The sequence below is a fragment of the Paenibacillus sediminis genome, from assembly GCF_017873765.1.
GTDB classification, from domain to species: Bacteria; Bacillota; Bacilli; order Paenibacillales; family Paenibacillaceae; genus Paenibacillus_AG; species Paenibacillus_AG sediminis.
The window spans coordinates 215751-240797 of the sequence record NZ_JAGGKP010000001.1; the positions used below are offsets into that span (position 1 = coordinate 215751).

25 protein-coding genes and 1 other annotated feature (1 of these 26 cut by a window edge) are annotated in these 25047 nt (G+C 45.6%); of the genes, 19 read left to right on the top strand and 6 right to left on the bottom strand.

The window, feature by feature from the left end:
• Window positions 1-2085 carry a DEAD/DEAH box helicase gene (locus J2Z20_RS01005; protein ID WP_209844483.1) on the top strand — a complete coding sequence of 695 codons (2085 nt, stop codon included), beginning with the start codon at window positions 1-3 and terminating at the stop codon, window positions 2083-2085.
• Between the two features lie 438 nt (window positions 2086-2523).
• Here the strand turns inward: J2Z20_RS01005 and J2Z20_RS18300 are convergent, their stop codons facing one another.
• Genes J2Z20_RS18300 through J2Z20_RS18090 form a run of 4 tightly spaced genes read right to left on the bottom strand, consistent with a single transcriptional unit; the run spans window position 2524 to window position 5321 of the window.
• The gene (locus tag J2Z20_RS18300; protein WP_209847139.1) at window positions 2524-2835 is read right to left on the bottom strand and encodes a tyrosine-type recombinase/integrase; all 312 of its coding nucleotides are present in this window, start codon (window positions 2833-2835) and stop codon (window positions 2524-2526) included.
• On the bottom strand, window positions 2774-3334 hold the full coding sequence (locus J2Z20_RS01015; RefSeq protein ID WP_209844485.1) for a tyrosine-type recombinase/integrase: 561 nt from the start codon (window positions 3332-3334) through the stop codon (window positions 2774-2776). The genes J2Z20_RS18300 and J2Z20_RS01015 overlap by 62 nt, the downstream gene beginning before the upstream one ends.
• Window positions 3331-4458: a tyrosine-type recombinase/integrase gene (locus J2Z20_RS01020; RefSeq protein ID WP_209844487.1), complete on the bottom strand. Its 1128-nt coding sequence runs from the start codon at window positions 4456-4458 to the stop codon at window positions 3331-3333. The genes J2Z20_RS01015 and J2Z20_RS01020 overlap by 4 nt, the downstream gene beginning before the upstream one ends.
• 14 nt (window positions 4459-4472) lie before the next feature.
• Window positions 4473-5321, bottom strand: coding sequence for a tyrosine-type recombinase/integrase (locus J2Z20_RS18090; RefSeq protein ID WP_209844489.1), 849 nt, complete (start codon window positions 5319-5321; stop codon window positions 4473-4475).
• A 435-nt stretch (window positions 5322-5756) separates the two neighbouring features.
• Between J2Z20_RS18090 and J2Z20_RS01030 the strand changes: the two genes are divergently transcribed.
• Together J2Z20_RS01030 and sigK are read left to right on the top strand one after the other, a co-directional pair.
• Window positions 5757-7400, top strand: coding sequence for a recombinase family protein (locus J2Z20_RS01030; RefSeq protein ID WP_209844491.1), 1644 nt, complete (start codon window positions 5757-5759; stop codon window positions 7398-7400).
• Entirely contained in the window at window positions 7354-7890 is a 537-nt protein-coding gene (gene sigK, locus J2Z20_RS01035) for an RNA polymerase sporulation sigma factor SigK (protein WP_209844493.1), read from the top strand. The genes J2Z20_RS01030 and sigK overlap by 47 nt, the downstream gene beginning before the upstream one ends.
• Window positions 7891-8074: 184 nt before the next feature.
• On the opposite strand, the gene J2Z20_RS18305 is transcribed toward sigK, so the two are convergent.
• On the bottom strand, window positions 8075-8158 hold the full coding sequence (locus tag J2Z20_RS18305; RefSeq protein WP_415639995.1) for a putative holin-like toxin: 84 nt from the start codon (window positions 8156-8158) through the stop codon (window positions 8075-8077).
• A 241-nt stretch (window positions 8159-8399) separates the two neighbouring features.
• On the opposite strand from J2Z20_RS18305, the gene J2Z20_RS01040 reads away from it, so the two are divergent.
• The 3 genes from J2Z20_RS01040 to araB all read left to right on the top strand — a co-directional run bounded on the left by J2Z20_RS01040 (window position 8400) and on the right by araB (window position 11691).
• Entirely contained in the window at window positions 8400-8963 is a 564-nt protein-coding gene (locus tag J2Z20_RS01040; protein WP_209844495.1) for an ABC transporter permease, read from the top strand.
• A gap of 54 nt (window positions 8964-9017) precedes the next feature.
• Window positions 9018-9887, top strand: coding sequence for an autoinducer 2 ABC transporter substrate-binding protein (locus J2Z20_RS01045; RefSeq protein ID WP_209844497.1), 870 nt, complete (start codon window positions 9018-9020; stop codon window positions 9885-9887).
• A gap of 133 nt (window positions 9888-10020) precedes the next feature.
• Window positions 10021-11691 (top strand): ribulokinase, encoded by a 1671-nt coding sequence (araB, locus tag J2Z20_RS01050; RefSeq protein WP_209844498.1) that lies wholly within the window; start codon window positions 10021-10023, stop codon window positions 11689-11691.
• A 50-nt stretch (window positions 11692-11741) separates the two neighbouring features.
• Here the strand turns inward: araB and J2Z20_RS01055 are convergent, their stop codons facing one another.
• On the bottom strand, window positions 11742-12815 hold the full coding sequence (locus J2Z20_RS01055) for a M42 family metallopeptidase (RefSeq protein WP_209844500.1): 1074 nt from the start codon (window positions 12813-12815) through the stop codon (window positions 11742-11744).
• 488 nt (window positions 12816-13303) lie between these two features.
• Here J2Z20_RS01055 and spoVAE point away from each other — a divergent pair, with 488 nt between their 5' ends.
• From spoVAE to J2Z20_RS01120, 13 genes are all read left to right on the top strand, one after another.
• Window positions 13304-13654, top strand: coding sequence for a stage V sporulation protein AE (spoVAE, locus tag J2Z20_RS01060; RefSeq protein WP_209844502.1), 351 nt, complete (start codon window positions 13304-13306; stop codon window positions 13652-13654).
• Between the two features lie 177 nt (window positions 13655-13831).
• Complete coding sequence (locus tag J2Z20_RS01065; protein WP_209844504.1) at window positions 13832-14788, top strand: AAA family ATPase; 957 nt, start codon at window positions 13832-13834, stop codon at window positions 14786-14788.
• A 3-nt stretch (window positions 14789-14791) separates the two neighbouring features.
• Window positions 14792-16048 (top strand): DUF58 domain-containing protein, encoded by a 1257-nt coding sequence (locus J2Z20_RS01070; RefSeq protein WP_245251824.1) that lies wholly within the window; start codon window positions 14792-14794, stop codon window positions 16046-16048.
• Window positions 16041-18275 carry a DUF4129 domain-containing transglutaminase family protein gene (locus J2Z20_RS01075; protein WP_209844506.1) on the top strand — a complete coding sequence of 745 codons (2235 nt, stop codon included), beginning with the start codon at window positions 16041-16043 and terminating at the stop codon, window positions 18273-18275. Before J2Z20_RS01070 ends, J2Z20_RS01075 begins: the two co-directional genes overlap by 8 nt.
• A gap of 122 nt (window positions 18276-18397) precedes the next feature.
• Window positions 18398-18904, top strand: coding sequence for a YqeG family HAD IIIA-type phosphatase (locus J2Z20_RS01080; RefSeq protein WP_209844508.1), 507 nt, complete (start codon window positions 18398-18400; stop codon window positions 18902-18904).
• Between the two features lie 64 nt (window positions 18905-18968).
• Window positions 18969-20096, top strand: a complete 1128-nt coding sequence (gene yqeH / locus J2Z20_RS01085) for a ribosome biogenesis GTPase YqeH (RefSeq protein WP_209844510.1) — start codon at window positions 18969-18971, stop codon at window positions 20094-20096.
• Between the two features lie 28 nt (window positions 20097-20124).
• Window positions 20125-20994, top strand: a complete 870-nt coding sequence (gene aroE, locus J2Z20_RS01090; protein WP_209844512.1) for a shikimate dehydrogenase — start codon at window positions 20125-20127, stop codon at window positions 20992-20994.
• A 349-nt stretch (window positions 20995-21343) separates the two neighbouring features.
• Window positions 21344-21634: a ribosome assembly RNA-binding protein YhbY gene (gene yhbY, locus J2Z20_RS01095; RefSeq protein ID WP_209844514.1), complete on the top strand. Its 291-nt coding sequence runs from the start codon at window positions 21344-21346 to the stop codon at window positions 21632-21634.
• Between the two features lie 26 nt (window positions 21635-21660).
• Window positions 21661-22251, top strand: coding sequence for a nicotinate-nucleotide adenylyltransferase (locus J2Z20_RS01100; protein ID WP_209844517.1), 591 nt, complete (start codon window positions 21661-21663; stop codon window positions 22249-22251).
• A complete protein-coding gene (yqeK, locus tag J2Z20_RS01105; protein ID WP_209844519.1) occupies window positions 22235-22819 on the top strand; it encodes a bis(5'-nucleosyl)-tetraphosphatase (symmetrical) YqeK in 585 nt (194 codons plus the stop codon). The genes J2Z20_RS01100 and yqeK overlap by 17 nt, the downstream gene beginning before the upstream one ends.
• Window positions 22816-23163: a ribosome silencing factor gene (gene rsfS / locus J2Z20_RS01110; RefSeq protein WP_209844521.1), complete on the top strand. Its 348-nt coding sequence runs from the start codon at window positions 22816-22818 to the stop codon at window positions 23161-23163. The genes yqeK and rsfS overlap by 4 nt, the downstream gene beginning before the upstream one ends.
• Complete coding sequence (locus J2Z20_RS01115; protein ID WP_209844523.1) at window positions 23160-24047, top strand: CvfB family protein; 888 nt, start codon at window positions 23160-23162, stop codon at window positions 24045-24047. The genes rsfS and J2Z20_RS01115 overlap by 4 nt, the downstream gene beginning before the upstream one ends.
• A gap of 34 nt (window positions 24048-24081) precedes the next feature.
• A complete protein-coding gene (locus J2Z20_RS01120; protein WP_209844525.1) occupies window positions 24082-24855 on the top strand; it encodes a class I SAM-dependent DNA methyltransferase in 774 nt (257 codons plus the stop codon).
• Window positions 24856-24967: 112 nt separating this feature from the next.
• Window positions 24968-25047 (top strand) — a binding site (T-box leader) (it continues 165 nt past the right edge of the window).

Sequence of the window (25047 nt, forward strand, 5' to 3'; positions counted from 1 at the left end):
TTGACAACATCACAGGAGCTCGAGAAGGACCGTCAACTGAGCAGGCGTCTTCCTACGGTATGGCCGGTGTTCTTCCAGCGCTTCGGACGGCTGACTCCGGTCCAGCGGGAAGCGATCGGGCCGATTCTGGACGGTCGGAACATTCTCATCTGTGCAGCAACCGCCAGCGGCAAGACCGAGGCAGCTTATGCTCCGCTAGTAGAGCGGCTGAAGGGGATGTCCGGTCCGTGGACGATCTTGTATCTGTCACCTACCCGGGCGCTCGTCAACGACATCCATGCAAGGCTCGGTCCGGCCGCAGAGCGGCTCGGGCTTCGTCTCGTGCGCCGTACGGGGGAATACAAATGGGAGTCGGAGGCGGTTCCGCATATTCTTGTTACGACGCCAGAGTCACTTGACAGTATGCTGTGCCGTGGTTTGGCCGAGGATGGAAGCGCTCACGTTCTGGCTCACGTCCGCGCCGTCGTACTCGACGAAATTCATCTGCTGCACGGATCTCCGCGCGGCGAGCAGACAAGATGGCTAATCGAGCGGCTGAAACGGCTGGTGGCTCATGCTTATGATTCAGGCTGGACTCGGAGCAAACAATTGCAGATCGTCGGCCTCAGCGCAACGGTCGCCGAGCCTCAGGCCGTCATTGACACCTTTCTTCCCGGCGGCGGACTCGTGTTCGTACCCGGAAAGCGGGAGATTATTGAAGTGGTGCCGCCTGGCATGCGGTTTGCTCCTGTGGAGCGAGCCCTCCCGGCGTATCTCGGTGCAAAGGGACGAAGCTCTGAGAAATGGGTCGTCTTCTGCAATAACCGCAAGCGCGTGGACGAGCTCACCGAACTACTGTGCAAGGAGCTGCGGGTTTTTGGGTATTCTGTCGGTGCGCACCACGGCAGCTTGGGGAAGACACTGCGCGAGATGACCGAGCGGGACGTGCGCCGACTCGACCGCTACGTGCTGGTTGCCACCTCGACCATCGAGATAGGGGTCGACATCGGCGACGTCGACGGCGTCGCCCTGGACGCTCCGCCGCCGGATATGGCAGCTTTCCTGCAGCGCATCGGCCGCGGCAATCGCCGCTCGCAGCATACGCAGGTCATGCTGTGCGCCCGCTCTGAGCAGGACGCGGTGTTGCAGGAGGCGATGCTCGAAGCGGCTCGCGTAGGCTGGTTTGCTAATCAACCAGTAGGCCCGATCAGCTCCGTGCTGCGGCAGCAGGTGCTGTCTTACATATTACAGGGTAAGGGTGGAGTACGCAGTCGGGAGTTTATATGTCGTCTGTTTGAGAAGGAAGTTGATGGCGCCGTTGTGCAGGAACTGCTAACGATGATGGCTAACGACGGTGATATTCAGGATACGCCGAGGGGCGTTCGCTTAACGACCGAGGCAAGAGATCGGGCCTTACGGGGTGAGCTTCACTCTGTCATCGAGACGCTGCCAGGTCAAACCGCCGTGGACTCGGTCACAGGGCAGCGGCTGGCTAACCAAGTGAAGCACGTGAAGGGCAACGGACTTAGCATCGGCGGTAACCACTTTCAAGTGGTCGAACGCTCTGCTTACTCTCTCAAGGTCAAGTCCTCAGCCCGGCTGCCCGATGGCGAGAGTCAATGGTCATACGTGAGCGGTCCGGCAAACCGGAGGACCGAGCATCCGATGGTGCTGCGCCACAAGCTGCAGCTGGCGGAGGGGGAGTGGCCTGTCGTGCAGGATAAGGACGGGTATTACTGCGCCTTCCACCTCGGCGGCGTGCGTATGAGCCTCGCCTTGCGGCTGTTGTCCGTCTACGTCGCACCCGAGGAACGACCGTCGAAGATCACGCCGTACTACGTCAGCTTCCGCGAGGAGCTGAAGCCACGCTGGCTAGTTCATCATGCAGCAGACCTCTTACACGTCGCTGTGAGCATCAGGTTGGATACTGCTGAGAGCCAGTTAGGTCTGCCACTGGCAAACCGGATGCTGCCAGATAAGCTTCGCCTGCGAGATGTACAAGGCTGGCTGCGGCCGGAGGGGCTTGTGCAAGAGTTGCGGGAGTCGGTTTGGACGCGTGCGGAGGAGGAAACAGTAGAGGTGTTGGGGTTGTTTATTGGAAATTAGGGCTAGTCTAAAATTAACAACTGCTGTTAGGCCTATAGTAGTAATTGTCGACATTAAAGGCATGAAACAGAAATCAATGCTTGGCGGAGAGAGTATCATCATTTCTATCGATCTTTGAAGAAAAGATTCATCTCATTTTACGCGGGTCTATAAGAATGTTGAAATTAATCATTACTAGAATTATAATGTAATCAGTCCTTCTATCGCTTCTGTTCCCAACGGAAGCCTAATGAGCTGCCATCCTCTGGCCCAAATCATGTCCTCGCGGGACAGCTGATTGATACCTATCCACGAGCCGTGAGCTTAACGGTATCCAATTCCCTTTATGGAGATTAATTACACCACAGGACTAGTCTGTCTTTGTGTACTATAATTGTTCAAATAAATGAACCCGAATGAAAGCATGTTTTCTTTGCTTTCTTCGGGTTCTTTTTGTTGTTATTCAATTAGAGTTGAGCACGCGTCGTTCAACAGCTTGGCAGCGTCAACTGGAGGAACATATCGCAAAGTTGTCGACAGCTGCTTATGGCGTAGTTGGCGCTTAATGGCGATGATGTCAATTCCACTTTTTTGCATCATGTATGCCGTTGTATGCCGGAAACTATGGGCTGTGACTTTCTTTAGTATTCCGGCTTCCCGACAAAACGCCTTAATGATCCGGTTTAACGCTTCCTTGGTTAAGGGACGATTATTCTCGAAGAAAACCTCTGGATGGCCGGATTTCAGCCATTCTTGTAATAGAAGGATGATTCAAATAACGTTCCAACTCTTCAACGAGGGAATCGGGCATGTAAACGACTTCGGATATGGTTTTCTGTCCTTTATTCACTATAATAACCCTGCGCTCAAAATCAATCTGTTCAAGTGTTAACTGTATGATCTCCCTGTTTCGAAGAGCGGTCGTAGTCATTAGCAAAAATAGGGTGAAGTACTTCCGGACAAATGGGTCGGCTTTAATAGCCACTTGAAATAATTTCTGACACTCTTCGAGCGAAAGAGAACGATCAATAATTCGTCTTTCGTAATAAGGGTTTGGGAAATTTTTCATGGGGTTTTGCTTAACCATACCAAGGCCATGGAGTAATGTGAAAAAGAATTTATCGAAATCCAGTTCCCCATCGTAATCCTGACTAAGGTAGTGCTCAAATTTGAGGAATTGACGGCTATAAGTGTATTTTGCCGATTCTTTAAGATGGGTATGTTTCTTCCAATTGGCATAGTATGGAGAGTCCAATAATAAGTGGCTCATTTTTTCTCCAGCCTTTCCTTAATTTGCTTCATGACTTCTTGAGCAAATGGGTGCTTGTTAATGGCGTCTCGAAGCTGATCATCGAATAGCCGCAAGTATTTCATTGTGCTGTCGATCGATTCGTGTCCTAAAAGCTTCGAGAGGGTGTATATATCGATCCCTGCTTCAAGGCCTTGAACGGCAAAAGAATGACGAAAAGAGTGAGGACCTAAACGATCTTTGTCTTCCTCCTTTATCGACTGAGACTCGCGAATAATACGTTTTATAAATTGCTGAATGGCTCTAGATGTGATGGGTTTATCCCCGGCAGTGCTTGAAAAGATATAGAGCCTTTGATAATCGGAATCTGGCATCACCTCGCGAGCGCGACTGTATTTTTTCTCTATAAAATCTGTGAGCATCATTAAGGCGAGCTCGTTGATTTTTCGGACTTTCTTGGTATTCTCAGCCCCTTTGGGTGTTACCTTGATTGTTTGAGTATCAGGAGTGATATCACCGATTCTTAGATGGCAGAGCTCGTTTATGCGAATTCCACTCCCAAGGAAAGTCCAGATAATTGCAGTGTAAAGGCTATCGTGGTTACGAGATTGAGCGATCTGCAAGATTTCCGCGATCTGCACTTTAGTAAAGGCTTTTGGTGCGTCATCGTTTGACCATCGAACGCGTAGTATAGTCTTCAAGTCCCCGAGATCCTGATGGCCATAAAATATTTTGTATGTGGTCTTTATGAAGGTGCGAAGAAAGGAAGACTTCTTGGCTTTTGTATTAGGATCCTCATTAAGCTTAATATAGTCGGACAAGAATTCGCCGTTTGATACCTTTTCAAACTGCGGATCGTTGCCAAACTTTTCCTTCACATGTTGCTGGAAAAGTTTCATCTCTGACCGATACGTTGTTTGCGTGGTCCGGCTAAGTCCAGAAAACTTGCTGCTTTGATAGAAAGCATCAACGGCTTCGAGAAATGAAACGTTCCGCACTGCCGGGGGCATATTAGGTTTTGTCTGTGTCTGGACAGGAAAGGTTTCCATAACTTGTCGCATTTTCTCTGGACCATAATGACTTAACAACTGGTTTAATTGTTCCTCGAGTTCAGAGTACTTAGTATCTCGGATTACTTTTGGCATGTGAACAACTCCTATCAGTAGTTGATTTTATTCACGGCATCTGTTAATTGATGTGGACTTCGATGAACATATCGTGCAGTATTTTCTGGCCGGTCATGTCTTGCTAGATACATCAGTAACTGTGGCGGGCAATCCGAACGTTCCGACAGCCTGCTTATGAAAGCATGCCGGAGTAAATGGGGACCTCCCGGATAATTCCAACCAGCGACAAAGGAATAGAGCCTGTAGCGTGCCCGTAATTCGCGAATAATTGCTTGGATATTGTCGCCGAACACATAGTCATTACGAGAACGGCTTGCCATCAGAGATTGAAAATACTTTTGTAATGGTTCAGGTAACGGGAGCAAGACCGATTTCTCGTTTTTGCCGAAGACAGAGATGGTTTTATTCTCTATATTGAGGTCCTCATAACGAATACTTGCTACCTCATGTATCCGCAACCCAAGTAAGAGCATCAACCCAAATGCTGCGAGCTCCAGTATTGGCTGGTCTGAATGACGTAGGATCGTTTGGTAAAAGTTTTGAAGTTCAGCATCGGTCGGTAAATCGCGATAAAGGTACTTCTCATACGGGATTCCGGAGACATCCAAAGTAATGTCTTTAGAGAGCCAGCCTAACTTGAAAAGGTTAGACAATAAGTATCGGATATCGTAGAAACGGTCACTAACCGTGTGTTTGCTATAGACACCTTTCGATGCCAGCCGTAATAAGTACTGCCTGAATTCGATGAGTAGCTCTTCCGTAACCATCGATAAAGGAAGGTCGTTGATCGAGTTACTCTGGTATTGGATGTAATTGGTATGGAGCCAATTCATAAACAAGGTGTAACTGAACTTGTACTTGGCAACAGATTTAACTTTCACCCCTCCGCTCTAAAATCGAAGTCCTTAACATGGTCAGGATTCATTACCCAATCCGTTGTACCTGGGCACCGGTACTGGACATTCATTGGAGCGGAAAATGAATCAGCTATTGCTCGGGTCTTGGAATCGGAGTTCAAGTATATCCAAAACGACATGCGATTGTGATAGGACAATCAGCATATGGAATAAGGTGTATTGAGGTGAAAAGTATGGAGCGAATGCCGACAATCAAAATCGTATATGTGCCTCATACTTTATGTAGTGATTCAGTTCAAGTCTCAAACACCTTATCCGCTGCAGAGGCCAAAAATGCCGTTATCGATTATATCCTAAAGCGTTTGATCTTGAAACCGACTGAATAAGCCGGTTTTTTTGTTTCTCTCTTTGTCCATACTGGAAAGTGATAGTGATAAGAAAGGAGAAGAGCGAACCTCCATGTATACGGCCATATATCCAAGGGTTTCTACAGGCATGCAAGCATCAGAGGGCACAAGCCTTGATGCACAAATTGAGATTTGCATGCGGAAAGCGAAAGACTTGGGAATTCCCGAATCCATGATCAAAGTTTATCGCGAAGAAGGATTCACAGGTGAAGATATCGATCGGCCCGCCATGAATGAATTCAGACAAGATGTTGCGCAAGGGCTGGTCCGTCGCTTGATTGTTACCCACCCCGACCGGTTGACCAGGGACTTGACGGATAAATTAATCCTTTGCCGTGAGCTGGAGCGGAGCAATATCGAGCTGGTGTTTGTGGACACGGAATACCGGAATACGCCGGAAGGGCAGCTTTTTTTCAACCTGATGAGTTCCATAGCACAATACGAGTTGTCTTTAATCAAGAAGCGGACGGTACGCGGAAGACTCAAAGCGGTGGAAAAAGATAAGAAGATCATGCCCATGCGTGTGGCTCCCTATGGATATGATCTTCATGAAAATACCTTGATTATCAATGCGCAGGAAGCCGAATTTGTCCAGAAGATATACCACTGGTATGTTCATGAGAACTATACGCTTCGTGAAATCGGGGATCGACTCTATGCGTTGGGGGCGGTACCCAAACGAGGGGAAAGCAGGAACTGGAGCGCCAGTTCCATTCGAAGGGTTCTTACTTCTAAGGTGTACATCGGCAAATTCTATTACAATCGTAGAGAAACCCGAAAGATTCGCGGGGAGAAAACCAAGAACGGCACACCGAAAAAAACATATGCCTTTCGCGAGGAGAAGGATTGGATCGAGGTTACCGTGCCAAGTATCATTGACCCGTATCTGTTCGAATTAGCCCAGGTGCAGAAAGAGAAAAACATGAAACGGTCAGGGAATGTAAAGTATGAGTATTTGTTAAAATCCATGATCCGGTGTGGGCATTGCGGCAGAATGTGGCAAGCAACTACTTATACAGGCCGAGTAAATAAAGAAACGGGAGAAAAGATCCGTTATACCTGCTACAGGTGTCCGAACCTATTCCCGAAGAAGTACGGTGAAGGAGTTGAGAAGTGCCTGACTCAAACGTTACGCGCCGATATGCTGGACCATTACGTCTGGAAGCTGATCTTGGAGACATTGTCGGATCCCGATGATTATATGGAAAGACTGCAAAGCAAATCGAATGAGATTAACCTGGAACTTCAATCCGCCGCGGACCATATCAAACGTCAGCTGGAGCAGAAGGAGAAGGAAAAGGAAAAAATCAAAATCATGTTCAAGCGGGAGGTCATTGATGAGCAGGAGATGCTTGCCGAAATGCAAAAGATTAATGCCGGACTAAAGTCGTTGGAGCAAGAGCTTGCCGGGTACGAAAAGCAGTTGTCAGAACAAGCGGAGAAGGAAATATCGGCCAATCGGATTGCCGAGGTCTCCAAGGCTGTCCGAAACTTTATCGAGAGCGCCGGCGACGAGCTTACCCTTGAGGAGAAGCGACATATCCTGGAGACCCTGGTTGATGAAGTTATTATTCGCTACGACGGGAACGAAGTACAGATTACTGCAGTCGGAGCACTAGATGAGTTAAAACGCCAACAATTTATTCAGCATGAGGATGACATCGGTTCGTGTTCACAACCTCAAGAAATTCGATAACACAGGCGAAGACTTGGAGGACCTTATTTCCATAGGGACAATCGGACTCATCAAAGCCATCGAGAGCTTCCAACCGAACAAAGGGACGAAGCTTGCGACTTTTGCAGCGCGCTGTATAGAAAATGAGATCCTGATGCATCTCAGATCTCTGAAGAAGACACGCAAAGACGTCTCCCTGCACGACCCAATCGGGACTGACAAAGAGGGAAATGAAATTACTCTGATCGATATCCTCGGCACGGAAACGGATGATGTCGTTGATAAAGTACAGCTGAAAATAGAGAAGAGCAAAATTTATCAGAATCTAGACATCTTGGATGAGCGGGAGCAGGAAGTCATTAAGGGGAGATTTGGTCTGGAGCATGGCGGGGAAGAGCGGACACAACGTGAGATTGCCCGTGAACTCGGCATTTCGCGCTCCTATGTTTCAAGAATTGAAAAGCGAGCTTTGATGAAATTGTACCATGAATTTTATAAATCCAAACGTTAGGACTTGGTGCCTAAAAAAACATCAAAACTCCGCTCACATTCATTGAGCAAAATCCCATATTATGGTATGATAACACTGGTAAAGGGGGTCAGTAGACCTGACCCCCCTGCCTAACAGTCGCTTAAAGAGCGGTTGGCGTCAAACAAGAGAGAGAATAGACCGCATACCTTTTGCCTAGGGCGGTCTATTTTCGTTTGTCAAACGAAAGCAGTGTGACGATGAACGCCCCGAAGGTGAGCATGAGACTCAGCGCTTCATACACTGTCATATAGCATCACCCCCCTAATAAGGAGATTAGCCGACCGCCCTATAAGCCCATTCTGTTATGCCATTCCATTATACCATATTTTTACAAATAAGTGGTTATCTAAACAGTTAATTTTATGTCTTTTTGCCTGAATACAAAAATACCGATATCTCATCAAGAGATGTCGGTATTTTTATTGTTTGAAGGGGAACTTATTTCGATTTCTTCATAAAGTTGAAGATCCTTATTTAAAGGCATTATTTTGCTCGCTACAAAAGGAAACAGTGTTTCTGGCTTTCCAGACAGCTATTCGGTTATAGGTAATAATTCAGTACTTGGTATACCGATTCCCGTCATTTTGTTTGGACTGGTTGCTTTGGCAGCATGGTATTTAACAAATAAAACCGTATGGGGACGGAGCGTGTATATGGCAGGCAACAACCCTGTAGCAACGCGCTTCTCCGGTATTAATACGAGAAAAGTGATCATGTATGTATACCTATTCTCGGCATTGATGGCAGCGATCGCGGCAGTGATTATGACCAGCCGTTACAACTCAGCGAAAGTTGATTTGGGCAGTTCTTACCAACTACAAAGCATCGCGGTAGCTGTTCTCGGAGGCACGAGTATTTCGGGAGGGTATGGTAAAGTCATCGGTGTTATTTTTGGTACCGCCATTTTCCAAGTTCTCTCCAGTGGTCTGAACCTGCTCGGCGTCCCAAGCATGGTCATCAACATCTTAATTGGTGTTGTACTAATCACAGTGCTTCTTATTAATTTCTTTACGGCTAACGCCAAACGAAATCCGCTTAAAAAAGCGGCTTAGCCTTAGGTTTCACTACATTTATATAAATTCTATACATCATAGGAGGAGTAAAAAATGAGAAAAAAAGCAGTCTCATTGTTGTTATCGTCAGTATTAATGGTAGGTATGTTAGCTGGCTGCGGAACAGCGAAGTCTACTAGCGATGCCGCAGGACAAGGAAGTAAAAATGGAAAAATTACAGTAGCTATAGTACCTAAATTAGTTGGTATTCCTTATTTCAATGCGTCAGAGAAAGGTGCAAAACAAGCAGGTGAAGATTTAGGCGTGAATGTAATCTATACCGGACCGACTCAAGCAGACGCGGCTCAGCAAGTAAAAGTCATTGAAGATTTGATTGCTAAAAAGGTAGATGTAATCGCAGTGGCACCGAACGATGCGGATGCGCTTACACCGGTTCTAAGGAAAGCAAAGGCTCAAGGTATCAAAGTCATGGACTGGGACACAAAAGCGGACCAATCTGTAGTTGACCTTTCCGTTCAACAAGTGGACGATGAAGTGTACGGCCGTCACATGGCGGACCTTTTGGTGAAAGCTACTTATCAAAAAACGCTCGACTTGTTAAAAGCTAACCCTGATCTTGATGGAATATTGGCTTACTCAACCGTTGCTCCACTTGGTGCAGCCCAAGCGATTCAAGAAAAAGGACTTCAAAACAAAGTGTCCTTGGTCGGTGTAGCACTTCCGACTGACTCCAAGCCTTTCCTTGAAGATGGATCTTTAGACACTGCAACACTTTGGAATCCTATTAATCTAGGTTATTTGACAGTTGCGGCAGCTAAAGATTTAGCAGAAGGTAAAAAAATTGAAAATGGACAAGAAATTAAAAATATCGGTAAGGTGGAAGTGAAAGACGACGGCAAAACAATCATTCTTGGACCTCCTACGGACTTCACGAAAGAAAATGCAAGTAATTTCGATTTTTAAATAAAGAATGTAAGAGACTGAACAAATGTTGGAACAACTGGGGATTCGGTATCGAATCCCTGCCTTACGTTTTACTATAATATTCCGATGTTGCTCCTTAGCAATAAAAACAACTAGATTGTAGGTGAATCTTATGAAATATAGCATCGGGGTTGACTTTGGAACGCAATCGGGAAGAGCATTGCTTGTGGAAATCGAAACGGGCCGTGAAGTAGCTATGGCAGTTAAAGCATACACCCATGGCGTCATGGACGAATATCTTCCTGATGGAGTGACCAAGCTTGAGCCGGACTGGGCACTGCAGCATCCTGCGGACTATTTGGAGGTGCTGCAAGTAACGATTCCGGAAGTGCTGGCAAAATCGGGTGTGAATCCTGAAGATGTGATCGGCGTCGGTATTGATTTTACATCATGTACAATAATTCCAACGAAAGCAGATGGTACACCTTTATGCTTTTTGAAGGAATTTGAACACAATCCGCATAGCTACGTGAAATTATGGAAGCATCATGCGGCACAAGACGAAGCTAATGCTCTTAACAAATTGGCCGAACAAAATGGAGAAGCCTTCCTTGCCCGTTACGGCGGGAAAATCTCATCTGAATGGTTTCTACCTAAAGTTTGGCAGATTTTAAACGAAGCTCCCGAAATTTATAATGCGGCAGATTCTATATTGGAAGCAACAGATTGGGTCGTATCTCAGCTTGTTGGTAAAGAGAGACGAAACAGTTGTACAGCAGGCTACAAAGCAATTTGGCATAAAAAACAAGGCTATCCATCTAAATCGTTCCTAAAATTACTTGACCCGCGTTTAGAAAATTTAGTAGAAGAGAAATTAAGCACAGATATTTTCCCTATTGGGACAAAAGCAGGAGAAATCACTGAAAAAGCTGCACGGTTAACAGGACTAAAACCAGGAACCGCTGTCGCAGTAGGAAATGTGGATGCTCATGTCTCCATGCCGGCAGTGGGAATTACAGATCCGGGAAAAATGTTGATGATTATGGGAACGTCAACCTGTCATATCGTGCTTGGCGAGTCGGAAGAAATGGTGCCTGGAATGTGCGGTGTGGTTGAAGATGGTGCCATGCCGGGTTATATGGGGTATGAAGCAGGCCAATCTTGTGTTGGCGACCATTTCGAATGGTTTATTGAAAATTGCGTTCCTATCCAATTGCAGGAAGAGGCTAAGCAAAGAGGAATCGACATTCATCAGCTGCTGACAGAAAAAGCGGGCCAATTGGCAGTCGGCCAAAGCGGACTCATCGCATTGGATTGGTGGAACGGGAATCGTTCGACACTCGTTGATGCGGATTTGACCGGGTTATTTATTGGCATGACTTTATTGACAAAACCTGAAGAAATGTATCGTGCTTTAATTGAGGCAACAGCCTTCGGAACACGGACTATCATAGAAACATTTAGAGCAAACGGTGTACCTGTTACCGAATTGTATGCTGCTGGGGGGATTGCGGAGAAGAACGCACTTATGATGCAGATCTATGCTGACGTCTGCAATATGGAAATTCGGATTGCCGATTCTTCGCAGACACCAGCTTACGGTTCTGCTATGTTTGGTGCCGTTGCTGCAGGTAAGGAGCGTGGAGGGTTTGAATCGATCTCTGAAGCCGCCGGGGCGATTGGTAAGGTGAAGGAGCATTATTATAAACCGATACCAGAAAACGTAGCGGTTTACGAGAAACTTTATGCAGAATACAGCAAATTGTACGATTATTTTGGCAGAGGCGAGAATAACGTAATGAAGCGTTTGAAAAATATTAAAAAAGCTGCACTTCGCAATTAAAGCAAAAAATACCGGCATCCCTTGGGATGCCGGTATTTTTTATCTGCTTATTAAGCGTTCTCAATAATCGTATTCAATGTTGTACGGTCGAGACCTGAAACAAGTTTAATGATTAGTTCTTTAGCTGCATCGTAGTCATCTGTATGAATGATGGACGACGATGTATGAATATAGCGGGAGCAGATGCCAATCACCGCAGATGGAACGCCGATACCGCTAAGGTGTACTTGACCTGCATCTGTGCCGCCTTGGGAGACGAAGTATTGATATTTAATGTTATGGGTTTCCGCTGTATCCTGAACGTATTCAACCATACCACGGTGAGTCAGCATGGTTGGATCAAAAATGCGCAGCAGTGCGCCTTTGCCAAGTTGACCAAAAGCGTTTTTGTCGCCGGTCATATCATTTGCTGGACTTGCATCTAGAGCAAAGAAAATATCTGGCTGAATCAAATTCGCCGCTGTGCGGGCACCACGAAGTCCAAGCTCTTCTTGAACGGTAGCTCCAGAGTAAAGTATGTTAGGCAGTTTCTCCTTGTGGAGTGCTTGCAGAAGCTCAATCGCAAGTCCAACGCCGTACCGGTTATCCCAAGCTTTCGCCATAATTTTCTTCGGGTTAGCCAGAGGTGTGAATTCGCAGATAGGTACAATTTGCTGACCAGGACGTATGCCGAAGCTTTCTGCTTCTTCACGGCTGTCTGCGCCGACATCAATGTACATCGTTTTAATGTCTACAGGTTTGCTGCGCTGAGCCTCGTCGAGCAAGTGAGTTGGAATGGAGCCTACAACGCCGAGAATAGGTTCATTTGGAGTCATAATCTGCAGTCGCTGCGCTAGTACAGCTTGACTCCACCATCCGCCGAGCGGTTGGAACCGAATCATGCCTGCATCTGTAATTCCTGTTACCATAAAACCAACTTCATCAAGGTGTCCGGCGACCATGACGCGCGGCCCTTGTTCATCACCGCGCAGCACGCCAAAAATGCTGCCAAGACGGTCTTGCACAATCTCACTCGTATATGTAGAAATTTTGTTTTTGACCCATCCTCTAAGTCCGCGTTCGAACCCAGAGACCGATGGGAATTCCGTTAAAGTGCGAAACAGTTCCATTGTTTCTTGATTCATACTTCACTTCGCTCCTTTTAAATACAGCCATCACTTTAGTTTATGTATTTTTGGCTTTTAAATAATTTGTTTACATCTAGTATGAACTTTAAAAAGCCAAATGTCCACGTCTGAGAGCAAATACCTATCATACCTAAGCCTCTATAACAAGACGCATCCATTGTTAGTCAAGCACCATAACTATTTTGCAGTCATACACTGCATCAGACCTTGATGAAAGGGAGCAAAATAATGGAAGAACACATTCGAGAAATGATGATCACTTTTTTGTTATTTATTCTGCTGGTTATTCTGCTTTTGATCCTTTAAACGGTCGAATACAACAAGGGAGCAGCCTCCTGATAAGCGTATTAACGCTAGTTAAAGAGGCTGTTTTTGATTTGTTAAACTTTCCAAATATAAAAAGACCAAATGTGACAAATAATGAACACAGGGAAAATTTCGCATATGATGAGTACGCGTCAGCACGAGAAAATGGAGGGAGCATAATGCAGTTTGTTTGGGCATTTGTTATTGGAGGCTTAATCTGCATCGTCGGACAACTTATGCTTGATGTATTGAAATTGACTCCAGCTCACACGATGTCGACTTTAGTGGTAGTTGGTGCAATACTGGATGGATTAGGATGGTATGATCCATTTATCGATTTTGCTGGAGCGGGAGCATCTGTACCTATTACAAGCTTTGGCAACTCACTCGTTCACGGCGCGCTTACCGAATTAAAGGAAGATGGGTATATCGGTGCCATTACAGGGATTTTTGATTTGACGAGTGCTGGAATTAGTTCGGCGATTATCTTTTCATTTTTAGCGGCATTGGTCGTTAAGCCTAGAGGATAATTTTTAATATTCGTTTTTTAAAATAAGTTATTTCAAACGAACCTCGAACATATAATGTTCGGGGTTTTTCTTATTATAAGGAATGATTCATTGGAGTGTACTTCTGGCAGATTAATAGAGTACAATACAAATTAAGGGAAATTTAAGTTATATATGAAAATTTAGGAGGATTGGATAATGCCCGTACAGAACGAATCGATGCAAATTTTATCAAATGTACGTTCCAATTTAGAAACTTGCATTTTAGGCAAATCGACGGAAATTAGACTGCTGCTTACGGCTCTTGTGGCTGGAGGTCATGTCCTAATTGAAGACGTTCCCGGAACGGGCAAGACTCAATTAATTAAAGCATTGGCTAAATCGATCAGCGGAGAATATCGCCGCATCCAGTGCAATCCTGATATTCTTCCTAGTGATATAACCGGCGTCTCTGTATTCCATCCGCGCGAAGAACGGTTTTTCTTTAGACCAGGTCCTGTGATGACAAATGTACTGCTTGCGGATGAAATCAACCGGGCGACGACCAAGACACAATCCGCACTGCTGGAAGTGATGGAGGAACGAAATGTAACGGTAGACGGCCAGACCTATCCTTTGCCTAAACCATTTATGCTTTGCGCCACACAAAATCCAATCGATTTCGAGGGAACTTATGTACTTCCAGAAGCACAGCTTGACCGATTTATGATGAAGCTTAGTCTTGGTTACCCGGATGCGGATACGGAGAAAACGCTGCTCACCTCTCACCAGAGCGGACAGCCAGTCGATCGACTGGAGCCTGTTACGAATATGGAGCAGATCTCAGCCATTCAAGCGGAAATACAAAATGTGTATATAGATGAGGGTGTTACGAATTATTTACTTTCAATCGTTCGCAAGACGAGGGAGCATCCTGCAATTCTGCTAGGGGCAAGTCCGCGTGCATCACTCGCTTTGATGAATGCTTCGAAAGCTTACGCATTGATTAGCGAACGAGACTATGTACTTCCAGACGACATCAAAACACTAGCACCTTATGTCCTTTCTCACCGTATGTTACTTCGCCCTGAAGCACGGTTAGAGAGTGCGACTGCTAAGAGTGTGCTGGAATATATTATTCAGCATGTCAATGTCCCCATTTCTTTAGGACGATAGTATATGCGATCAAATCTTTCTTTTTTACAAAATCATGCCGCACCCAAAAAACGTTGGTTTATAGCAGCCATCTGGGTGATCTGTCTGCTTTACGTACTTTTTCAGGGCGGAAAAACATCGATTATGCTTTTTTCAATGATGAACATTCTTGTCGTCTACTTATTTATTAGCGGTATTTACGGAGTAAGACGAGCACGGGGAACACGAACTTTCTCAGCAAATGAAGAGCAAATGAAAATGCTGCACGCTGGTGAGCAGATTCACGTCAAGCTGAGTGTTCATATTCCTGGGTTTTTGCCGCTGCCTTACGTCATCATAAGGGAGACGCTCAAACGCCATAACGGAGACGCTTGGGTGTTCGAGGATAGTCTTATTCCATCGTTCCGGGGAAATGGGCTGCTGGATTATCACACACCATCACTTGAACGAGGCCGTTATCATTTTACGGAGGCAGAATGTGTGACCGAAGATATTTTCGGATTGACCGAGCACCGAGGGAAAATAAACGTACAGGGAGAGTTTACAGTTCTGCCTCGCTCCGTCTTTATTCCTTATTGGCAGCTTCATGCGAAGAATTCACAATTATCGGGTCCCGAATCTGTCGTAACACGCTCACGCCGTGAGACCACTCAAATCAACGGTGTCCGTGATTATGTGTATGGGGATCGCATTTCCAGAATTCACTGGAGCGCAACAGCGAAGACAGGCACATGGAAATCAAAGCAATTCGAGCACGAATCTACTCCCAGGACAATTCTAGTTCTAGATGCGAGTTCGGCTCATTATGTCTCTCCGTCACAGTTTGAATTAGCGGTGTCGACTACGGCCTCGTTGATTGATTACGCGATACGGGAACGAATGAATATTGGATTATGCGCACTAGGGAACAAGCGAACCTTTTTCCCGCCCACCGAACATCTTGCTGATCAGAAGCGGATGCTGCATTTTCTGGTGGATATTGATGCGGATGGGTATGGCAAATTAGCTGACAGGCTTGAAGAAAGTGCAAATGTATTTCCTTCATCTTCATACATAGTGCTCATTAGTCCGCTTGCAAACGAACAAATTATGAGTGTGATGCGCTGGGCTGGCAAACGTCAATTAAGTCCAAGTCATATTCACATTCAAAGCTCAATAGCGAGCCCGAATTCAGTCAAATGGCAAACCTATTTACTATCTCACGGGATTCGAAGTTATAAAGTTGCATCCTTGGAGGAGCTGCCTTCAGCAATGGCAATGGGGGGAGTTCATTATGGATAAACTTCATAAAGAGAGCCGATTCTCATGGTTCAGAGTCTTATCACTCGTCTGGATGATGATCTTTGCGCTTCAGTGGGTCCATTATACAGAGTCATTCTTTTTTGATGAAACAACGAGGCTCATCTATTTCACCTTGATCGCTGTCGTTCTTATAGAAGCTATATTACCCATCCGCAGATTGTACAGAGTTTTCATAGAGATGATCGCCTTATCTGTAATTACTTATAAAACATTAGTTTTCTATGATATATATACGCCTGTTGATCCGTCATTTTGGAAACGAATGATAGCGGTTGTTCCTTATTTAACACCTTATGTTTGGTTTGTCCTAGCAACCTGGATCATTGTTCATCTGATTGACCAATATGTCCGAACGCGAACTTTAATTTTGCTGCTGTTCGGAGCAAACCTGATTGCATTTGCCATTTTGGATTCATTTACGAGTTATTATTTATGGCAGGAGACTGCCTGGATTGTTTTTGCTGGGATGGGCTGGCTGGTAAGTCACCACTTTTATAGCTTTCGGCAAAAATATCCTTTAGGGTGGAGGAAACTACGCAGGTCACCACTCAAACTGTTCGCGAATATTGCAATTATTTTTTCTATTATCATTATCGTTGGCGTCAATATGCCGGAGATTAAACCTACTTTTGAAGATCCTTATGTATTATGGGAAAAGTGGCGCGGTGAGAGTGTGATTCGAAGCAAGACGAATGCAAGCGGCCCTGGAATTTTACGTACCAGCGGAGATACTTCTTCTGGATACAGCCGTGATGATCGTCAGCTTGGGGGCGGTTTTAATTATGACTTTTCTTCAGTTATGTCGGTTAGATCTTCTGTTAGAAGCTACTGGCGCGGAGAGACAAGAGCGGTCTATTCGGGACAAGGCTGGGTGGATGAACCCACATACAATGAACAATTGACCAAAAGTGTGAATCCCAATGCTGATCTGGTGAACGATGAAAAGTCTAAACTCCCTACGTTATCCGTAGAACAGACAATTACGATGCTGACAGATCAATCTTATCCTGTATTATTTGGTGCGTACTCGATCAGGCAAGTGAACAGCATTGATGGGAAGAAAGAGACAAGTCTTTTGCAGTGGAACAGCCATCAGAGGGAGCTCTACTTTACCGGCGGCAAGGAGCAATATCCGAAGACGTACACCATTACATCGGAAGTTCCAATTGTTCCTGTTGAGGAACTTAGAACAAAAACATTTGCCGATTTGTATGGCCAATTTTTTGATAACAGCAATTTGCAAATTCCTGCAGACTTCCCGCAAACGGTTGTTAATTTAGCTAAACAAATTACAGCTCAAAGCAGTACTCCGTATGAGAAGGTAGCCTTACTTCAAAACTATCTGGTGACGAATTTTAAATATACGAACAATCCGGATTTGTCCCGGAAAAAGAGTAACGATTTCGTAGAGAGCTTCCTATTTGACATTAAAGAAGGTTACTGCGATTACTATTCAACGGCGCTTGTTATGATGTCTCGTTCTTTAGGCATTCCTGCTAGATGGGTAAAAGGGTATGCCCCTGGCCAGGCACCGATTGAGAATGAATTCAGGAATTTGACAAGTAGCAGCGATGGTCCATACCTCGTAACGAATGCAGATGCTCATTCTTGGGCTGAAGTATATTTTGGAGATTACGGCTGGATTCCGGTTGAAGCTACGCCTGGATTTGCGATGCCGCTCCTAACAGATTTAGATGAGCGTAAGCAGATCACGGATGAGGACAAGAACAGCACCGAATTAGGCCAGACAGAAAATGCTTCATCTGAAGGCTTATTACATATCGGACGCACGATAGTATGGATTGCCGCGACGATTATTTTACTCTGGCTCGGTTTTATCGTATGGCGTTCGCGTTCCACATTACGTTTTCAATTTCTTCGTATTGTTACAGGCAAGCCTCTTACTCCTGAACAAAAAGTTGTTGTTGAGACAGAACGCTGGATACGCTTTCTGCGGCGTAAAGGACTTAAACAAAATAACGGAGAGACACTGCGTGAATCCGCGCTCAGATGGGCGAAGGAATGGCCGGATATTCAGTCTTCTCTAGATCGTTTGCTAAATTTGTTCGAGAAAGCGAGATATAGCTCTGACTCTGTTCGTGAAAATGAATGGCAGCTCGTCCAAGTATATGCAGCTCAGTTAAAGAGAAAACTTAAAGGAAAGCACGGATCTGGCTCTAAGAGATCGAGAACTATTCATTTCTAAAATGCTCTCCTAACTCTATATGAACAAGCCGTCCCCCGCTGCTTATACAGCGGGGGCGGTTTCTTTTTTACTAAAAACTAAGATTATGGTATAGTTTGTCGTATGAAACTGAGGTGACCGATTTGTTTGAAAGATTACTGCCTAAATTGCGGGTAGAAACCGTATTTGATATCGATTTGGAAAGCTTATATGCGAAGGGATACCGGGGAATTATTACAGACTTGGACAACACGCTTGTCGGAGCGAAAGTCCCAAGTGCCACGCCGGAGCTTATCGCTTGGTTTACAAAAGTGAAGGAGAGCGGTTTTAAGCTCGTTATTGTGTCCAATAACAAGCTTGAGCGGGTGTCTGCTTTTGCCGGGCCCCATAATATTGAATTTGTACACAAAGCACGTAAGCCATCGAATGCGCCTTTCCATAGAGCGATGAAAATGATGGGGCTAAGTCCTGAGCAGACGATCGTTGTAGGTGATCAGATGCTGACCGATGTACTCGGCGGAAATCGACTAGGCCTGTATACTGTGCTTGTACAGCCGATTGCGCTTCATGAGGAAGGCATAGGCACTCGCTTTAATCGGCGGGTGGAGCGTCTCGCACTTTCCCGTCTCAAAAGAAAGGGATTATGGTAAAAAAGGATTATGGTAAAAAAGGATTATGATAAAAGATTTATGATCCTAAGGAGGAAGTTTGATAATGACAGATAACTTTGGCAGCTCAGCTGTGTCCAAATGCAGCGGATGCGGTATTCAGCTGCAAAGTGAACAACCAGATAAACCGGGATTTGTTCCCGAACAAGCGCTGAACAGAAATCCAATCATATGCCAGCGCTGCTTTCGTATTAAAAATTACAACGAAGCATCTTCAGTAGCTGTCGATCAAGATGAGTTTTTGCGATTGCTTAGCGAGATCGGAAGTAAAGATGCGCTCGTTATTCATATTGTAGATATATTCGATTTTGAAGGAAGTCTGATCTCTGGCTTGCAGCGTTTTGTAGGGAGCAACCCCGTGCTGTTAGCTGTTAATAAAATTGATTTGCTTCCTAAAGTAACGAACTGGAACAAAGTACGGAATTGGGTGCAAAAGCAAGCGAAAGAGAACGGACTGAAAGTTGCAGATGTCGTGCTTTGCAGCGCCAAACAGAATCACGGGTTTGATCGATTGCTTGATAGCGTGGGAGAGCTTCGCGAAGGCCGTGACGTCTATGTTGTTGGGGCAACAAACGTAGGCAAATCAACACTTATTAACCGTCTTATCCGCGATTACAGTGATTTAGAGCAAGAGCTTACCGTATCGCGTTATCCAGGAACGACGCTCGATATGGTCAATATCCCGCTTGATGACGGACGTTTCATTATCGATACGCCGGGGATTGTATATCCTTCGCGTTACAGCGAAATTGTAAGTCGCAAAGATTTAGCTGCCATTATGCCAGATCGTCCGCTTAAGCCAGCAGTGTACCAACTGAATGAAGAGCAGACATTGTTCTTTGGCGGTATGGGGCGCTTTGATTTCGTGCAGGGAGAACGCCAATCCTTCACATGCTTCATTAATAACGCTTTAAAAATACATCGTACAAAGCTTGAACGGGCTGACGAGCTGTATGCGGATCATGCCGGAGAACTATTGTCTCCGCCGTCAAAAGAAGATTTGGAAGATATGCCAGAGTGGACGAGACATGAATTCCGTATCCGTAAAGGAAGTCATATGGATGTATTCATCTCAGGTCTTGGCTGGATTAAGGTAAACAGTGATGCAGGTGCTGTCATAGCTGTGCACGTTCCGAAAGGAATTAAAGTGCTTCTGCGTCCGTCTCTAATTTGAACTAAATAAGTAGATGGAGGTGGACTTTATGAGCACCTTACAAAATCATTATATTTCTAGTAGCGGCTCATTACTGTTAGGGGTTATGGGAGATCCGATCTCTCATTCGAAATCTCCGATTATGCATAACGCCGCACTGGTAGAGACTGGTCTGACAGGATCTTACGTACCTCTTCATGTGAAACCTGATAAGCTTGAAGAAGCGATTAAGGGCATCACTGCGCTCGGTTTCCGCGGTGTTAATGTGACTATTCCGCATAAAGTAGAAGTGATGAAGTTCCTTCATCATGTAGACGAAAGCGCAAGACTTATCGGAGCGGTGAACACGATTATGAACGATAACGGAGTGCTCACTGGTTACAATACCGACGGAATTGGTTATGTAAGATCTCTGAAAGAAGAAGTCATTTCTGACTTATATGGCAGCACTATTATGGTAATCGGAGCAGGCGGCGCAGCACGGGGCATCATATATGCGCTAGCTAAAGAGAACCCAGCACGGATCATCATCGCGAATCGAACGGCTGACAAAGCTAAAGAGCTTGCGAATGAATGGAGTTCACATACAGATATTTTAGGAATATCCACCCAAGAGGCATTGCCGCTGATGAGAGAGATAGATATACTCATCAATACGACCTCTGTTGGCATGCATCCGAATGTAACTGATATTCCGATAGACCCTCACCATATTCCCGAAGGAATTATTGTCAGTGATCTGATCTATAATCCGCTCAAAACGAGATTTCTGCTGGAAGCTGAACGCAAATCGTGCCGTATTCACAGCGGCTTAGGCATGTTCATCTACCAAGGCGCATACGCATTTGAATACTGGACCGGCACCCCAGCCCCCATCGCAACGATGCGAGAATCCGTTCTTCGCTCGTTAGAGGGGTAAGAGAAGTACAGATTGTACGGAACGAATCGCATGTTCGCAGCAGGAAGCACTATACATGGCGTCATGATCATGAAGTAACACAGAAAGCAGATACACGTAGCGTACACACGCAGTAGTACACGAAGCAGCGCACGCAGTAAAGCGGGCCGACGAGCTGCCAGAGGCAGGCGAGTTCGGCGAAAGCGCCCCTCAGCACAATCGTTACGTTAGAACGCACACCCACCTCCCTCCACCAAAATTTCGGGTGTCCAGAGGTCGGAAGCCCTTGGGGTCCTCCCTTCTAGGGAGGATTTAGGAGGGTGCCCCTCTCCAGTATTTAGGAGGGTAAATCTACGAAGGAGCCAATCTTATGTTAACAGGTAAACAAAAACGATTTTTAAGAGCACAAGCACACCATCTTGACCCGATTTTCCAAGTTGGGAAAGGCGGTACGAATGACCAGCTCATTCGCCATATTGAAGAAGCATTAGAGAAGCGTGAGCTTATTAAAGTTTCCATTCTGAACAACAATCTTGACGATCCAAAACAGATTGCTCAGGAGCTTGCGGACGGAGCGGGTGCAGAATTGGTACAGCTCATCGGCAAGACGATTGTTTTGTATAAAGAATCCCGTGAAAACAAACAAATTGAACTGCCTTAACGACCAAAGAAGGGCGGTAGAAATACATGAAAGTCGGTATTATGGGCGGGACGTTTGATCCGATTCATATTGGACATTTGCTTGCAGCTGAATCGGCTAGAGACAGCTATCAGCTGGATGAGGTATGGTTCATGCCCTCGCATATTCCGCCTCATAAGGAAGCAGCGGGAGCTGCGGGCAAGCAGCGGCTTGAGATGGTTACAATAGCGATTCAGAACCACCCTTCATTCCGCTTGCTCGATATTGAAATTGCGAGAGGCGGCGTATCTTACACCATCGATACTATTAGAGAGCTTAAAAAACAGTATGAGCATATCGATTTCCACTTCATTATTGGAGCGGACATGGTGAATTACTTGCCAAAATGGGCAAAGATTGAAGAGTTGATTGAACTAGTGACGTTTATCGGGCTGCAGCGGCCGGGAACTGAGCTTGAATTAGACGAGCTGCCTTCCTTCATTAGGGATAAAGTGCTGCTTGCAGAAATGCCGCTCATTGATATATCCTCAAGTCTTATTCGTGATCGGATTGCAAACGGACGCTCTATTCGCTATATGGTACCGAAAGATGTTCATGAATATATCGTAAGGAGCGGATTATATGAAATACACACGTGACGAATTGATCGCGGCCGTCTCCAAACAAATGCCCAAAGAGCGGTGGAAGCATACACAAGGTGTGATGGAGACAGCAGTATGGCTGGCCGAAAAATATGGAGCTGATCCAGAGAAAGCGGATCTCGCTGCTATTTTGCACGACGTGTCTAAATATTGGCCTGTCAAAGAAATGGAAGCGATTATTCGTGAGAACGACCACCTGAATCAAGAGCTACTGGAGTATGACAAACCCTTGTGGCACTCGGAAGTAGGTTATTTTGTAGCGAAGCGTGATTACGGTGTTGAAGATACCGAGGTGCTTGATGCGATCCGTTACCATACTTCAGGTCGTGTTGGTATGACACTTCTTGATAAGGTAGTCTGCCTCGCAGATTATATGGAACCAGGAAGAGATTTTCCGGGTGTGAATAATATTCGTGAACTGGCCAACCATAGCTTAGAAGAGGCACTCTTGGCAGGATTTGAGTCAACAATCGGATTTTTACTATCTAAGCGCCAAATTATTTACCCTATGACAATACTAGCTAGAAATGATTTAGTGAGACAAATCGGGAGGCTGAACGAATGACAGTAAGTTCAAATGAACTGTTAAATATAGTGGTTGCTGCCGCTGAAGACAAAAAAGCAATGAATATCGTTGCACTAGATTTAAAAGGGATTTCCCTTATTGCAGATTATTTTGTAATCTGCCACGGTAACTCGGATACGCAGGTGATGGCAATTACTACGGAAATCCGCAAACGTGCCCAAGAAGCGGGTGTAGAAATTCGCGGGATTGAGGGGATGGATACAGCACGCTGGGTTCTGCTTGATTTAGGAGATGTTGTCGTGCATGTGTTCCACCGCGACGAACGTGAATACTACAATATTGAGCGAATCTGGTCTGATGCTAAGGTTGTGGAAACGGTATGAGTTTAATCGCTGGAACTATTGTATCACTTAAGGTTGCACGTGAAGTGTCGCCTTATGGCTACTTTCTGACGACCGGAGAGCAGGATGTGCTGCTGCATTATACTGAACTCACTCGTAAAGTTGAGGTTGGCGAGACGGTCGAAGTATTTATATTTTACGATACAGAGGATCGTTTGGCAGCGACGATGAAGAAGCCTTACCTGACACTTGGCGAGCTCGCTTTGCTCGAAGTAGCAGATGTGCACCCGCGTCTTGGCTGTTTTCTCGAAATGGGACTCGGACGCCAGTTGCTTCTGCCGATTAGAGAGCTTCCTGAGATGAAGGAACTGCACCCACAGGTGGGTGACCGTGTATATGTCATTATGGAGCACGACAAACAAGGAAGACTGCGTGCGAAGCTCGCTGGTGAACAAGATTTAGCACCTCTTACTTTTCACGCTCCATCTGCGTGGGTCAACCAGTGGTTTGAAGCGATCGTGTATAAGCCGCTCCAAATGGGTACATTCGTCATTGTAGAGGGCGGTGTACTTGGCTTTGGAGCTATTGGAATGATTCATTCCTCTGAACGTCCACGGCTGCTTCGACTAGGTGAGAAGGTAAGAGTGCGCGTGGCTCATGTTCGTGAAGACGGACGAGTCAATCTGTCTATGGCGCCTCGCAAGGAAATTGGAAGAAATGAAGATTCCGAACGCATTTTGAAATTTTTGAAGGAGCGCCCTAACGGAGCGATGCCTTATTCAGATGAGACGCCTCCAGACATTATTAAACAGCGATTTGGTATTAGCAAATCTGCATTCAAACGTGCGCTGGGCAAGCTGATGAAGGACGGGCTCGTCACACAGAAAGATAATTGGACCTATCTTGTAAAAAAGGAAGAGTCATAACATCTGATAGACCATAGGAAAGTGCGGTGTCACCATGTCATCTTATCGAAAATTTGCGTATGTCTACGATGAACTTATGGAAGAGATGCCGTATCCAGACTGGATTCGTTTCGCGAGTGAAGCATGGGAACGATACGGGAAACCGCGGACTGTCGTTGAACTTGGCTGCGGGACCGGGAGCATTACGATACCGCTTGTTAACGCAGGGTATGAAGTGATCGGCATGGATCTGTCTGCAGATATGCTGGCGGTGGCGCGCAGTAAAATGGAACAAACTCCGCAAGGCGCGAGACTGTTTGAGCAAGGAAGTGTACGCTGGGTTCAGCAGGATATGCGAGATTTAGAAGTGCCTGCGCCCGTCGATTCTGTCATTTCTTTTTGCGATTGCATCAATTATTTGCTCGAGGAAGAAGATATTATTCGCACTTTCACGAGGACATATGAAGCATTAAAACCAGGCGGAACATTTCTGTTTGATGTTCATCACCCGAATACGCTTCGTCGTTACGAAGAAGAGCAGCCTTTTGTTTGGGATAATCCTTCTGTATCTTACATATGGACCTGCGATTTGGATGAGGCACGGCTTGAGATCGAACATCATCTGAGTATCTTTGCGCGGGCGAATGAGCAGCATTCTAATCTGTATCAACGATTCGAAGAGATTCATGTTCAGCGTGCTTACGATCCAGATTGGATGAGGCTCGAGCTTCAAAAGGCAGGCTTCCGCGAAGTTCACTGTTATGCGGATTTTGAGTGGGTAGAAGCAGAAGATGATGCAGCAAGGCTCTTTTTTGTAGCGGTGAAGTAGTTTGGACTATCGTCTATTTGCGGTCAAATGCACATATAATTGACTTGAAGGAAACTTTTGAATATAATATCCTTGATTTAACTGTGATTTGCAAATGAATGATTGTATATGGTATATGACATTGATGAGGAGCAGTAGTTTCTGAAAGCTAACCCAGAGAGTCGGCGGATGGTGCAAGCCGATTGGCCTCAC

What these genes read in the sequence shown, in the direction of transcription:
- sigK (WP_209844493.1), top strand. Translation starts at nt 7,354, where the DNA reads ATGAGGATGACATCGGTTCGTGTTCACAACCTCAAGAAATTCGATAAC.
- J2Z20_RS01075 (WP_209844506.1), top strand. Translation starts at nt 16,041, where the DNA reads ATGGATAAACTTCATAAAGAGAGCCGATTCTCATGGTTCAGAGTCTTA.
- J2Z20_RS01115 (WP_209844523.1), top strand. Translation starts at nt 23,160, where the DNA reads ATGAGTTTAATCGCTGGAACTATTGTATCACTTAAGGTTGCACGTGAA.
- araB (WP_209844498.1), top strand. Translation starts at nt 10,021, where the DNA reads ATGAAATATAGCATCGGGGTTGACTTTGGAACGCAATCGGGAAGAGCA.
- J2Z20_RS01045 (WP_209844497.1), top strand. Translation starts at nt 9,018, where the DNA reads ATGAGAAAAAAAGCAGTCTCATTGTTGTTATCGTCAGTATTAATGGTA.
- J2Z20_RS01020 (WP_209844487.1), bottom strand. Translation starts at nt 4,458, where the DNA reads ATGCCAAAAGTAATCCGAGATACTAAGTACTCTGAACTCGAGGAACAA.
- J2Z20_RS01015 (WP_209844485.1), bottom strand. Translation starts at nt 3,334, where the DNA reads ATGAGCCACTTATTATTGGACTCTCCATACTATGCCAATTGGAAGAAA.
- aroE (WP_209844512.1), top strand. Translation starts at nt 20,125, where the DNA reads ATGAGCACCTTACAAAATCATTATATTTCTAGTAGCGGCTCATTACTG.
- yqeH (WP_209844510.1), top strand. Translation starts at nt 18,969, where the DNA reads ATGACAGATAACTTTGGCAGCTCAGCTGTGTCCAAATGCAGCGGATGC.
- J2Z20_RS01055 (WP_209844500.1), bottom strand. Translation starts at nt 12,815, where the DNA reads ATGAATCAAGAAACAATGGAACTGTTTCGCACTTTAACGGAATTCCCA.
- J2Z20_RS01100 (WP_209844517.1), top strand. Translation starts at nt 21,661, where the DNA reads ATGAAAGTCGGTATTATGGGCGGGACGTTTGATCCGATTCATATTGGA.
- rsfS (WP_209844521.1), top strand. Translation starts at nt 22,816, where the DNA reads ATGACAGTAAGTTCAAATGAACTGTTAAATATAGTGGTTGCTGCCGCT.
- J2Z20_RS01070 (WP_245251824.1), top strand. Translation starts at nt 14,792, where the DNA reads ATGCGATCAAATCTTTCTTTTTTACAAAATCATGCCGCACCCAAAAAA.
- spoVAE (WP_209844502.1), top strand. Translation starts at nt 13,304, where the DNA reads ATGCAGTTTGTTTGGGCATTTGTTATTGGAGGCTTAATCTGCATCGTC.
- J2Z20_RS01065 (WP_209844504.1), top strand. Translation starts at nt 13,832, where the DNA reads ATGCCCGTACAGAACGAATCGATGCAAATTTTATCAAATGTACGTTCC.
- J2Z20_RS01030 (WP_209844491.1), top strand. Translation starts at nt 5,757, where the DNA reads ATGTATACGGCCATATATCCAAGGGTTTCTACAGGCATGCAAGCATCA.
- J2Z20_RS01120 (WP_209844525.1), top strand. Translation starts at nt 24,082, where the DNA reads ATGTCATCTTATCGAAAATTTGCGTATGTCTACGATGAACTTATGGAA.
- J2Z20_RS18305 (WP_415639995.1), bottom strand. Translation starts at nt 8,158, where the DNA reads ATGACAGTGTATGAAGCGCTGAGTCTCATGCTCACCTTCGGGGCGTTC.
- yhbY (WP_209844514.1), top strand. Translation starts at nt 21,344, where the DNA reads ATGTTAACAGGTAAACAAAAACGATTTTTAAGAGCACAAGCACACCAT.
- yqeK (WP_209844519.1), top strand. Translation starts at nt 22,235, where the DNA reads ATGAAATACACACGTGACGAATTGATCGCGGCCGTCTCCAAACAAATG.